General features: G+C 54.5%; 10 protein-coding genes. 5 read left to right on the plus strand and 5 right to left on the minus strand.

The window, feature by feature from the left end:
* Positions 1-46 precede the first annotated feature (46 nt).
* Positions 47-2,344, minus strand: a complete 2,298-nt coding sequence (gene opgB / locus ACA373_RS12800) for a phosphatidylglycerol--membrane-oligosaccharide glycerophosphotransferase (RefSeq protein WP_370734611.1) — start codon at positions 2,342-2,344, stop codon at positions 47-49.
* A 510-nt stretch (positions 2,345-2,854) separates the two neighbouring features.
* Here opgB and ACA373_RS12805 point away from each other — a divergent pair.
* A complete protein-coding gene (locus ACA373_RS12805) occupies positions 2,855-4,006 on the plus strand; it encodes a porin (RefSeq protein ID WP_253458166.1) in 1,152 nt (383 codons plus the stop codon).
* 48 nt (positions 4,007-4,054) lie between these two features.
* Here the strand turns inward: ACA373_RS12805 and ACA373_RS12810 are convergent, their stop codons facing one another.
* The gene (locus ACA373_RS12810) at positions 4,055-4,444 is read right to left on the minus strand and encodes a tautomerase family protein (protein WP_253458169.1); all 390 of its coding nucleotides are present in this window, start codon (positions 4,442-4,444) and stop codon (positions 4,055-4,057) included.
* Between the two features lie 120 nt (positions 4,445-4,564).
* On the opposite strand from ACA373_RS12810, the gene ACA373_RS12815 reads away from it, so the two are divergent.
* The 4 genes from ACA373_RS12815 (at position 4,565) to ACA373_RS12830 (ending at position 7,098) form a co-directional block, all read left to right on the plus strand.
* Positions 4,565-5,503: a LysR substrate-binding domain-containing protein gene (locus ACA373_RS12815; RefSeq protein ID WP_370734612.1), complete on the plus strand. Its 939-nt coding sequence runs from the start codon at positions 4,565-4,567 to the stop codon at positions 5,501-5,503.
* Between the two features lie 138 nt (positions 5,504-5,641).
* Complete coding sequence (gene mug / locus ACA373_RS12820; RefSeq protein WP_370734613.1) at positions 5,642-6,160, plus strand: G/U mismatch-specific DNA glycosylase; 519 nt, start codon at positions 5,642-5,644, stop codon at positions 6,158-6,160.
* Positions 6,161-6,404: 244 nt separating this feature from the next.
* Positions 6,405-6,557 (plus strand): Hok/Gef family protein, encoded by a 153-nt coding sequence (locus ACA373_RS12825; protein WP_253458178.1) that lies wholly within the window; start codon positions 6,405-6,407, stop codon positions 6,555-6,557.
* A gap of 388 nt (positions 6,558-6,945) precedes the next feature.
* A complete protein-coding gene (locus tag ACA373_RS12830) occupies positions 6,946-7,098 on the plus strand; it encodes a Hok/Gef family protein (RefSeq protein WP_253458180.1) in 153 nt (50 codons plus the stop codon).
* A 119-nt stretch (positions 7,099-7,217) separates the two neighbouring features.
* Here ACA373_RS12830 and rpoD read toward each other — a convergent pair whose 3' ends face one another.
* From rpoD to rpsU, 3 genes are all read right to left on the minus strand, one after another.
* Entirely contained in the window at positions 7,218-9,062 is a 1,845-nt protein-coding gene (rpoD, locus tag ACA373_RS12835; RefSeq protein ID WP_125287187.1) for an RNA polymerase sigma factor RpoD, read from the minus strand.
* A 261-nt stretch (positions 9,063-9,323) separates the two neighbouring features.
* Entirely contained in the window at positions 9,324-11,069 is a 1,746-nt protein-coding gene (gene dnaG, locus ACA373_RS12840; protein ID WP_370734614.1) for a DNA primase, read from the minus strand.
* Positions 11,070-11,174: 105 nt separating this feature from the next.
* Complete coding sequence (gene rpsU / locus ACA373_RS12845; protein WP_001144069.1) at positions 11,175-11,390, minus strand: 30S ribosomal protein S21; 216 nt, start codon at positions 11,388-11,390, stop codon at positions 11,175-11,177.
* Positions 11,391-11,672 lie beyond the last annotated feature (282 nt).

Genomic DNA, 11,672 nt, shown 5'->3' on the forward strand with positions numbered 1-11,672 from the left:
AAATGCGGCGGACTTCCCCGGCCAGGGCGGCCGGGGAGAGGACAATTTACTGAACAGGCACGACTTTTAGACTAACCAGTCCGATGCCAAGCTGACGGGCGGTGAAACCGGCCACCGCGCCTTCGGCAGTGGTTTCCGGCACCGGCGCTCTGATAACCAGCGTGCGTTCCCGTGTCGGGTTGGACAGGCGAATGCTGACCGTACTGTCGCTATGGCTCAGGCGGAACGTCTGCTCGCTATCGCCAATTTTCACAACGAAAGGCCACTGGCTGTTGGCGCCAAACGCGCGGGCCGTCAGCAGCAGATCGAAGGTTTCCGGCAGCGGCTCCAGCCAGGTAAGGGTGACTTCAGGCAGCAGTCCGGCATCTGACCAGCGTCCGCCCCAGGGTTCGATATAGGAAAGGCCGGTGATCTTCTGCACCTGTTTGGGCAGGCCGGGTAAGGCAAACAGCAACGTGTCGGAGGCATAGCGTAAATCCTCATCGGCAATGCGCAGCCGGGTCACGGTTTGCTGATAGCGTTCCTCGCTTTGATCACCAATCTGGCGGAAGCCCACGCGGCCCTGAGTCACGCCGGGGTTGATCTCGCGGATAGTTGGCGGTGAATTCAGCGTGCCGTCGGCAATGCACAGCTGCCTGTTAAGCGCCAGTTTCTCATCCCAGACGTCGCCCATTTTAAAGCAGCTATCGATCCAGACGAACTTCTCATCCGGCGCAAAATTAGCCAGCTGCTGTTTTAACGGCGGCGCCAGATAGACGTCGAACTTCGGCTCAATTTTGCCCGGTTTAACGGAGAGCAGCAGCGGCAGTTTGAAATGCACGCCGGCAAAGCTGAAGGTGTTATTCACCGTGTCCGTTTTATAATCGGCAATCGCCTTCGGAAAATTCCACAGTTTAATCACGTCCGGCTTCCACTCGTTGATCTTCTCTTTGATATTCAGGTAAGTCGCGGCAAGAGAAGAGGACGAGAGGCTGCTGCGCCCCAGGCCGATAAAGTTATCGCCGCCCAGCGCGTCCAGCACCGTCGCGCCGTTGTCCAGCGTGCTGCGCTTAACCGCAATGACTTTACCGTCGTCGTTATCGCCACGCAGCATAAAGAAGAGATTGCTGCGGTCGTGCTGGTTAAGGAATTTCCAGGCGGTATTGTTCATTGCCAGATGATCAGAGCTGACCACGATAATCGTATTTTTAAACCACGGCGTGGCGCGGATCCGCTCTATCAGATGCGCAATATGCTGCTGGCTGCAGGCGACAGCGGCGAAAGATTTGTTTTGTTTGCCTTCCCACAGATAGCTGTTGCGCTGGCAGCTGCGCGAAATAAAACCGTCAGGGTGGTGCGTATCCACCGTCAGAGCAAACAGCGAGAAAGGCTGACCCTGCTGCGCCAGCTCGACATATTTATCGTAAACGCTATCCAGCACCGTATCGTCATACCAGCCCCAGTCGTTACGGTAGCTCGGATCTTTCACCACGCTTTTCAGTTCGTTAAATCCATACAGATGGTCGAACCCGTGCGAGGAGAGGAACAGATCTTTACCGGCAAAGCTCAGGCTGGCGCCCTGGTAGAAGTAGTTTTGATAACCCGCCGCTTTCAGAATGTCGCCCAGGCAGACATTCTGCGGATAGAAAGTTGAAAGCGAGCTGGAGGCGTTGCCGTCGAAAGGCGCGAACAGCGGGATACCGCACTGCGAGGCGACCATTCCCGCAATCGTATATTCGGTGCCGGGCAGCTGCTGGGTGTTGCTGAAATCCAGCGAACCCGCTTTGACGGCGTTAAGTTCCGGCGCAAGATGGGGAAAGGCTGCTTCGTCAAAGTAGGTGCGTTCCAGGCTCTCGGCATAGATATAAACCAGATTCGGTTTATCGCCGCGTATCTGCGTGCCGGGCACCTTATAGTGCGCGTAAAAATCGGAGTCGCCTTTGCCCAGCTGCGATTTCAGCAGATCGGCCACCTGCTGATAAGCGGGCGTGGTTTTGATCGAGGCCAGCGCCAGCACAATCGCCAACAGGCCGCAAAGCTTGCTGCCGCCACGCTTTCGGCCGCGTCGTAAGATCCAGGCAAGCAGGGCAAACAGTACCAGCAGCGCCAGCACCATGCCTGCGGCCGGCAGCAAATATTTACCGATGCCCGCGCCGCTCAGGCTGTTGGTGAGGGTATAGATAACCGCGTCATTAATGCCTTCGCCCGTAAAGTAGTTGCTGGCAAGCAGCGAAGCATTCAGCACGATATAAATGCCCAGAAGTAAAACAATCGCGGAAAAGCCCAGCCTGTTTTTTCCAGCTTTCCAGCTGTACAGCGCGGCCGAGGCGATAAAAAGAAGCAGTGAAAGTGATTCAGATCCCATTATTTTTTATATTCCCCGAAAAAGGCAGTCCCTGCCGGTATTCATCACCAATTTGTAGCGAATCTTCCAATTTAACGCAGCCGGTTAAGGCTGGCAATAAGCGGCCAGACGAGAAAAATGACCGCCGTCACGGGGATAAACTTTCGTTGAGGTTCTGTTTAACTTCGCGTTTAACGAGGCTCAGGGACGCTGGCAAATCGTCAGAGCGAAAAATAAATTAATTAAAGATTAAGGCCTTCGCTGCCGAAAACCTGGTCAGGCTCTCCAGCGTTATCGGGAAACAGGGGCACAACGTGGACAGGGAAGGAGAAACGTGTCGCCTCGGGCGTTTATTGGCAGGGGCTTTTAGCAATTTTAAAACAAAAATAGATAAGAGATTTTACAAAAGCCTTTTTTATCCGCTGTACTGCCGCGCTTAATCCCTATAATCGCGCGCAAAATCGGCTTTATGTGACGTTTTTTTGCTTTTTCGTTCTCTCTTTTTTTAGCAATGCTTTACAGGGCTACATAATGTTAACAAAAATGCGCGTGTTAAGTCAGGCTGTCGGCCTGGCGCTGGTGATGGGCGGAGCGTCTTTTGCCGCAAACGCTGAAGTAACGTTGATCAAACAGGATCCGCAGGCGGGCGATCCGCTGAGCCGTCTGAATTTCACCGTTGGCGGCAGTATCCGTCCCCAGTTCAATAACCTGACCGGCGACGACGGTAAAAATGCCTATAAGCGTAACGGCTTTGATGGCGGCACTCGTTTCCGTTTCCTGGCCGATTACTACCTGTTTGACGATGTCAGCTGGGTGGGGTATTACGAGCTGGGCGTAAATATTCCGGCGCTGTTCGACTGGGACAACCATTATGCGGCCAAAGCGCATGACACCAGCCGCCGTATGCTTTACACCGGTTTCCAGAGCAAGACCTGGGGTAAACTGACCTTCGGTCAGCAGAACAGCGTGTATTACGATGTGGTCGGCGCGAAAACCGATATCTGGGACTACGACATGCTGGCGCAGGCGCCGGGCAACGGCATCAACGGCGACTACGACGGTTCTTACCGTTCACGCAAAATGCTGAAGTATAAAAACACCTTCGGTAATGCGGACGTGCTGGCTTCTTATCTGTTTGCCGATAACGAATATTTGCCGGGTGATGGCCTGCGCTACAAGCGTCAGGGCGGCGGCTCGCTGGGCGTGGATTACCATCTGAGCAAAGAGCTGACCTGGGGCGCGGCGTGGAACTATACCCGTGCTGATATGCGTAATCCGGGCACCGGCGACGATAAAACCTGGAACCAGAACATTTACGGGACTTCCCTTAGCTGGAAGCCAGACAGCTGGACCTTCTCGCTTGGCGGCGGCTATTACCAGAACTATCTGCTGAGCAAGAAAAAAGGCGTGGATAACTACTTTGCTGGCGATGCGTGGGGTATTGAGTACCTGGCGGGCTACACCATCCCGGTTGGCAACTACGGCCTGAAAACCTTTATGCCGTATGTGATGGGCGACCGTCTGGAATACGTTAACGATCGCGACTATCAGCGTATCGATAACGGCGTGGGGATCACCTTCCAGCTCGACTACGGTTTCCGCGTGGATTATGAACACGTCTTCACCTCAAGCAGCGATAACCTGGGCGATATGAACCTGGTGCGTCTGCGTTACGACTTCTGATGCTCGCTTTCCCCGGCTTCGGCCGGGGATTGTTTCACGGCCCACGCCTCAAAGCTCGCCTGTCATATACTGCGCCACGCCGTTACCGAAGCTCCAGTCGCCCTTGCTGTTAGTGATAAAGCTGATCATCACGTCGGCCGGTGAAATACCGCAGCTTTCTTGTAGTTCACGACACAGTTCCGCCATAAAAAATTGCTTCTGCTCATCGCTGCGTGGACTGGTAAACACCCGTACCATCACCAGGTTATCGGTGCGCGTCAGCCCCAGGCCGGTATCCTCAAACACCATCTGATAAGGCTTGTTTTCGTGAACAATCTGGTAGCGATCGCGCGCCGGTACTTTAAAAGCGGCCAGCACGGCGCGGTGCGCGGCATCCAGCAGCGTTTTCAGTTCCGATTCCGAGCGACCCTGAATGACGTCAAATTGCAGTAATGGCATGGTTTTCCCCTTAAAATATAGTGTAATGGCACCTGAGCGGCAGAAGTTACTTTAGGGACATTAGCGCGCGGGAAAAAGCGCTATAGTTGAAATGATTATTTATTATAGTGAACAATGACGATGGCTATAAAAACCGATGCGTTATGGCTACATCTTCACTGGCTGACCGTGCTGGCTGAGCAGGGCAGCTTTACCCGCGCGGCCGAAAGGCTGGAAGTCAGCAAGGCCGCCATGAGCCAGAAAATCAAAGAGCTGGAGCAGCAGGCGGGCGTGCCATTGGTAACCAGAACCACCCGTACCCTGCGGCTGACCAGCGCGGGCGAAAAACTGGTTGAGGAGCTGCGTGCGCCTTTCGCTCAGATAGAACAGAGTTTTTTCAGTGTGCGCGATTCGGCCGGGCCGCTGCGGGGATTGATCCGCGTAACCGCGCCGGTCGCTTTTGCCCGGCAGCAGCTGGTGCCGCATATCACCGCTTTCCTGAAAGAACATCCCCAGGTTCGTGTACAGCTGGAAGTGTCCGATCGGCTGGTTTCTCTGGCCAGTGAAGGGTTCGATCTTGCCATTCGCCACAGCGATACGCTGCCCGATACGCATGTAGCGCTACCGCTATGCGCCACGCGCGCGCTGGTTGTGGCATCACCGGTTTATCTGCGCCAGTACGGCCAGCCGCAAACGCCGCAGGCGCTAAGCGAACATCAGTGCCTCTACTATCCGCGCGGCACGGAAACGCCGCAGTGGACTTTTTGCCGGGAAAACAGCAGCGAAAAAGTCGTGGTTAATGTCAGCGGCCCCTTCGCGACCAATAATAGCGAATCGATAAGGGATGCCGCGCTGGAAGGATTGGGCATCGCGCTGCTGCCTGATTTCAGCGCGCAGGGTGCCCTTGCCGACGGAAGACTGGTCGAGGTTTTGCCGCAGTGGCGAACGCCGGGCGCTTTTGCCGAACATCTTTACGTCGTCCGTCCCTGGGCTGCTCAGGTCCCACGGGCCGTAAGCGGATTCGTACACTGGCTGCGCGACGCTTTCGAGCGCCAAAGCAAAAGCGCGATGAGGCCGTAAGCTACCTTTAAAGCTATTGATCACGAAGATGAAGACACGCAGGGCGGCCGCCCTGAAAGTGATTGCCGCTTTGTCAGCAGGAAGAGGCTGTGAAGCGCTGAGCTATTTTACTCTTCCCTGAACGACAGGAGAAAACGTATGGAAGCCGAGATGCATGGCATCAACGATATTCTTGCGCCCGACCTTAGCGTGATTTTTTGCGGCATTAACCCGGGAAAATCTTCTGCGCATACCGGGTTTCATTTTGCGCATCCCGGAAACCGTTTCTGGAAAACCATCTGGCAGGCGGGTTTCACCGAGCGTCAGCTAAAGCCGGAAGAGGAAAAGCTGCTGCTGACCACGCGCTGCGGTATCACCATGCTGGTGGAAAGGCCCACCCGTGAGGCTACGGAGCTTTCTGCTACGGAGCTACGCGAAGGCGGCAAACTGTTAGTCGATAAGATCATGCGCTATCAGCCCGAGGCGCTGGCGGTATTAGGCAAGCAGGCCTATAAGCAGGCTTTCGGTGTCGGTAAGGTGGCATGGGGCAGGCAGCCGCATAAGCTGGGTGAAACGGAAGTCTGGGTGCTACCCAATCCCAGCGGGCTGAACCGTGCTTCGCAAGAGGAGCTGGTGGCGGCCTATAAAGAATTGGTAATGGCTTTAGCTGCTCGTTGAGACGATTTACATCGGCGTTGCAGGAAAATCAGAGCCAGCGTCAGCTTTAGTAAATTGCATCAGCGCGGGGAGAGGAAGGGCGTTACACTGCGCGACGGGTGCTCAGGATCTTTTTGTTCCGGGCAGCCGGGACAGAAAGAGAAAAGCCCCACCCGACGTCAGTCAAAGTGAGGCTACTTTCTACATCCAACAGTGTAAAGGTAGCCTTTTACCCGCTGTAAAGCAATGGAAAAGGAGGCCTGGGATGGCGCAAAAATTGTTCGCGCTCTGTTTAATAGTGGTCTGTGTAACGGTGATAGCCGTTATCTGGATCACCCGCGGCTCGCTCTGCGAGCTGCACGTTAAGCAGGGAGGTACAGAGGTTGTGGCCAGCTTAGCCTGCAACGCCGCAGGGTAGGGCAAACCGCCGGCGGACAGGACGTCTGCCGGCGCATTGTTGGGAGGATCCTTGAGCACCCTTCTTAAGGCACCTTAAAAACGCCTTCATTCAATCCGCTACATATTCCCTGGTACGATCACCACGGTAGACGGCCTTAGGCCCTGCCGTTTTCACGCTTGTTGCAGGAAAATCAGATCCAGTATCAGGTTTAGTAAATTGCGCCAGCGGAGGGAGATAAAGCGCGCTACACTGCGCGACGGGTGCTCAGGATCTTTTTGTTCCGGGCAGCCGGGACGGAAAGAGAAAAGCCCCACCCGACGTCAGTCAAAGTGAGGCTACTTTCTACATCCCACAATGTAAAGGTAGCCTTTTACCCGCTGTAAAGCAATGGAAAAGGAGGCCTGGGATGGCGCAAAAATTGTTCGCGCTCTGTTTAATAGTGGTTTGTGTAACGGTAATAGCCGTTATCTGGATCACGCGCGGCTCGCTCTGCGAGCTGCACGTTAAGCAGGGAGGTACAGAGGTTGTGGCCAGCTTAGCCTGCAACACCGCAGGGTAGGGCAAATCGCCGGTGGACAGGACGTCTGCCGGCGCATTGTTGGGAGGATCCTTGAGCACCCTTCTTCAGATAGAAAAAAGCCCCGTCCTGGGCCGGGGCTTCTTGTCACACAGGCTGGATTAATCGTCCAGGAAGCTGCGCAGTACTTCGGAGCGGCTTGGATGACGCAGCTTACGCAGCGCCTTGGCTTCAATCTGACGAATACGCTCACGGGTAACGTCAAACTGCTTGCCGACTTCTTCCAGCGTATGGTCGGTGTTCATATCGATACCAAAACGCATACGCAGCACTTTCGCTTCACGCGCCGTCAGGCCGGCCAGCACGTCGTGAGTCGCTGAACGCAGGCTCTCGGAGGTGGCGGAGTCCAGCGGCAGCTCCAGCGTAGTGTCTTCGATAAAATCGCCCAGATGCGAATCTTCATCATCACCGATCGGCGTCTCCATGGAGATTGGCTCTTTGGCGATCTTCAGCACCTTGCGGATTTTATCTTCCGGCATCAGCATCCGCTCGGCCAGCTCTTCCGGCGTAGGTTCGCGGCCCATTTCCTGCAGCATCTGGCGGGAGATACGGTTGAGCTTGTTGATAGTCTCAATCATATGCACCGGGATACGGATGGTGCGCGCCTGGTCAGCGATAGAGCGGGTGATAGCCTGACGGATCCACCAGGTAGCATAGGTCGAAAACTTATAGCCACGGCGATATTCAAACTTATCTACGGCCTTCATCAGGCCGATGTTGCCTTCCTGGATCAAATCCAGGAACTGCAGGCCGCGGTTGGTGTACTTTTTAGCAATAGAGATAACCAGACGCAGGTTAGCCTCAACCATCTCTTTTTTCGCACGACGCGCTTTCGCTTCGCCGATGGACATCCGGCGGTTGATATCTTTTACCTGTTCAATCGTCAGGCCGGTCTCTTCTTCAATCTGCGCCAGCTTCATCAGGCTGCGCTGAACGTCTTCCGACACGTCCTTGAGCTTCTCGGACCACGGTTTGTTCATTGCCAGCGCGGCGTTGAACCAGGTTTCGCTGGTTTCATTGCCGGTGAACAGCGTGATGAAGTTCTTTTTCGGCATCTTACAGATTTCAACACACAGTTTCATGATGAGGCGTTCCTGAGTACGGACGCGATCCATCATGGTACGCATGTTGTTCACCAGGTAGTCAAACTGCTTCGGCACCAGGCGGAACTGTTTAAAGACGTCGGACAGGTTTTGGATCTCGCTGACGGCGTCGGCATGGCTGCGGCCTTTGGCCTTGATCACCGTACGCGTTTTCTCGTACTGCGTGCGCAGCTCGGTGAATTTCTCACGCGCCAGTTCCGGGTCGATGCTGTTGTCATCGTCAGCGGTGTCGTCGTCGGACTCTTCGTCTTCGTCTTCGTCGTCGTCGCGCTCTTCTTCAGAGAGTTCAGAACCTACATGCGTTGCCGTAGGCGCAATCTCTTCTGCCGCGTTCGGATCGACAAAGCCGGTGATCATATCGGAAAGACGAGCTTCGCCAGCCTCGACGCGATCGTACTGCTCCAGCAGGTAGGTGATAGCCTCCGGGTATTCGGCAACGGAACACTGCACCTGGTTGATGCCGTCTTCGATACGCTTGGCGATGTCGATTTCGCCTTCGCGCGTCAGCAGTTCGACGGTGCCCATTTCGCGCATGTACATACGGACCGGATCGGTAGTCCGCCCGATTTCAGATTCAACGCTGGAGAGTACCTGAGCAGCCGCTTCGGCAGCATCTTCGTCCGTATCGCTGCTGTTTTCATTCAGCATCAGATCGTCGGCATCAGGCGCTTCTTCCACAACCTGTATGCCCATGTCGTTGATCATCTGGATGATGTCTTCGATCTGATCGGAGTCGACGATATCTTCCGGCAGATGGTCATTGACCTCGGCATAGGTCAGATAGCCTTGCTCCTTACCACGGGTGACAAGCAGCTTCAGCTGTGACTGCGGGTTTTGCTCCATAAGACGGTATCCACACTTCTGTTAAATTAGATTGGTGTTGGTCGGCTAAGTTTAAGCAGCCAACAATAACAGTGAGGGCGTTGGTTTATTGCCGCTGCCCATCGTGGCGGCTGCCAGGCTCAACCTGGCGGATAGTCGGCACTTAAGCCGCGGATATGCTGACAGAAGCTTTTTTCCTGCCGGTCTATTGCTGATAGCGTTTAAACCGGCTGCGACGATATGCGCTTCATCATGTTTCCATCGCCGCTGTTAATTCGTTTGTTACTGTTTTTTCAGGGCCTGGCTGAGCGTCCAAAATTCACGACGCTCTTCGGCATTCAGGCCGTGCGTGCGGTCGCGCGCAATTAACTCTTCCAGCCTGCGCTCCAGCGCCGCATCATACATGCTGGCCAGCGAGTCCTTGAACATGGTTTCCACTTCATCCTCAACTATCATGTGGTTCCATGTTGCCAGCGTTTCAAGGCTTTGGCTAAATTTTGTGCCGCGATAAAGTTCCAGTAACTGGCCCGTCGTCAGGCCAGGATGCGCTACGCAAGTACTCACTAACTCTACGAATAGCGGGAACCCGGGAAGCTCCGAATTATTCAGCCCTTCCAACGAAGGGACCATCGTCGCCAGCGCCGGATTCTGGATCAGCAATCCAATCAGTATACGCATGGTTGTGCGTTTTAGCTGGGGCTGCTGGGACTGTTTTGCACTTTCGTGCTGTTTCGTCAGCAGTTTTTCCAGTTGCACATGATCAGGGATCCCTAACTTGTCGCCCAGTACCTGAAGTAAATAAATACGTAACGTTTCGCCGGTAACCTGACTAATTAAGGGCAACGCCAGCGCGGTCAGCTGCGTACGGCCATCAGGCGTACTCAGATCGACCTGCGGCATCAGCGTATCGAACAGGAAAGCGGAGAGCGGCATCGCCTGCTCCATCCGCGCCTCGAACGCGTCTTTTCCCTCTTTCCGCACCAGCGTATCGGGATCTTCGCCGTCCGGCAGAAACATAAAGCGTAGCTGACGTCCGTCATTCATGTAAGGCAATGCGGTTTCCAGCGCACGCCATGCTGCTTCCCGACCCGCTCTGTCGCCGTCGTAGCAGCAAATTACCGTATCGGTCGTGCGAAAAAGCAGTTGGATATGCTCGGGCGTAGTGGAAGTGCCGAGCGATGCAACGGCATAATCAATGCCGAACTGCGCCAGCGCCACCACGTCCATGTAGCCTTCCACCACCAGAAGCTTAGCGGGTTCTGGATGTTTCTTTTGCGCTTCATACAGGCCGTACAGCTGGCGGCCTTTATGGAATATTTCGGTTTCCGGCGAGTTAAGGTATTTAGGGAGTGCATCGCCGACAACGCGGCCGCCAAACCCGATAACACGTCCACGCTTATCGTGGATAGGAAACATAATGCGTTCACGAAAACGATCGTAGCTGCGTCCCTGATCGTTGGTGACCAGCATACCGGCATCGCTCAGAGACTGGCGGTCTTCCTGGCTGCGACCAAAACGTTTTAGCGCGTTATCCCAACCCGCAGGCGCAAAGCCAATCGAAAAATGCCGGATAACATCGTCGCTAAGACCGCGTTTGGTAAGATAATCGCGCGCGCCAGCCGCCTGGTTCTGCGTAAGCGACTGCTGGTAGAAATCATTCAGGCTGCCCATCAGCTGATAAAGACTCTGGCGCTGATGACGCTCTAACTGACTGGGGCCGGAACCGCTCTCATACGGCACTTCGAGGCCGTAAAGCGTTGCCAGTTCTTCAATGCTTTCGACGAACTCCAGCCGATCGTAATTCATTAAGAAATCGATCGCGTTGCCGTGCGCGCCGCAGCCGAAGCAGTGGTAAAACTGTTTTTCACCGTTGACGGTAAAAGAGGGCGTCTTTTCGTTATGAAAGGGACAGCACGCGTGATAGTTCTTGCCCTGCTTCTTTAGCTTTACGCGCGCATCGATAAGATCCACGATGTCCGTGCGAGCCAGCAAGTCATTGATAAATACGCGTGGAATTCGTCCAGCCATAGGCCTATCAGCTCATAAACGAGAACAAGCCGCGCATTCCTTTCGGAAAGCACGGCCTTGTATACTACTACTGGTCTGTGAAGCCTGAGGGCAAGCCCTCAATAATTAGTACAGACGAGTGCGGCGTGCGTTTTCGCGAGCCAGTTTCTTCGCGTGGCGTTTCACAGCAGAAGCTTTAGCGCGCTTACGTTCGGTAGTAGGTTTTTCATAAAACTCACGACGACGAACTTCAGCCAGAACGCCTGCTTTCTCGCAAGAACGCTTGAAGCGACGCAGTGCTACGTCAAATGGCTCGTTTTCACGTACTTTAATTACCGGCATGTAACTCTCACCTCGATAAATTCGGTTTTGTTGCTGACGTCAGTGCCAGCTTGTTTCAAAATGGTGCGGAATTTTACTCCAACACAGGCTGCGTTGTAAAGCACCATAGCATAATGTCTCACCAACAGATGCGCCTGTGCGGCTGCCGGTTTTTTCAGGGCAAGGATTATACCGCACTCGAAGAGGCGAGGCGATGAAATTTTCCTCTTATCGATCATGGCGATCGGTGGATAACGCGGAAATTTGCCGCAGCGCGAAGCGGCTTCATGTTACACTGCGCGC

Origin of the sequence: Erwinia sp. STN24 (genome assembly GCF_041320675.1) — a bacterium.
Classification (GTDB): domain Bacteria; phylum Pseudomonadota; class Gammaproteobacteria; order Enterobacterales; family Enterobacteriaceae; genus Erwinia; species Erwinia aeris.

Excerpts from the sequence above, each read along its gene's own strand:
- opgB (WP_370734611.1), bottom strand. The coding sequence starts at position 2,344 with ATGGGATCTGAATCACTTTCACTGCTTCTTTTTATCGCCTCGGCCGCG.
- ACA373_RS12805 (WP_253458166.1), top strand. The coding sequence starts at position 2,855 with ATGTTAACAAAAATGCGCGTGTTAAGTCAGGCTGTCGGCCTGGCGCTG.
- ACA373_RS12810 (WP_253458169.1), bottom strand. The coding sequence starts at position 4,444 with ATGCCATTACTGCAATTTGACGTCATTCAGGGTCGCTCGGAATCGGAA.
- ACA373_RS12815 (WP_370734612.1), top strand. The coding sequence starts at position 4,565 with ATGGCTATAAAAACCGATGCGTTATGGCTACATCTTCACTGGCTGACC.
- mug (WP_370734613.1), top strand. The coding sequence starts at position 5,642 with ATGGAAGCCGAGATGCATGGCATCAACGATATTCTTGCGCCCGACCTT.
- ACA373_RS12825 (WP_253458178.1), top strand. The coding sequence starts at position 6,405 with ATGGCGCAAAAATTGTTCGCGCTCTGTTTAATAGTGGTCTGTGTAACG.
- ACA373_RS12830 (WP_253458180.1), top strand. The coding sequence starts at position 6,946 with ATGGCGCAAAAATTGTTCGCGCTCTGTTTAATAGTGGTTTGTGTAACG.
- rpoD (WP_125287187.1), bottom strand. The coding sequence starts at position 9,062 with ATGGAGCAAAACCCGCAGTCACAGCTGAAGCTGCTTGTCACCCGTGGT.
- dnaG (WP_370734614.1), bottom strand. The coding sequence starts at position 11,069 with ATGGCTGGACGAATTCCACGCGTATTTATCAATGACTTGCTGGCTCGC.
- rpsU (WP_001144069.1), bottom strand. The coding sequence starts at position 11,390 with ATGCCGGTAATTAAAGTACGTGAAAACGAGCCATTTGACGTAGCACTG.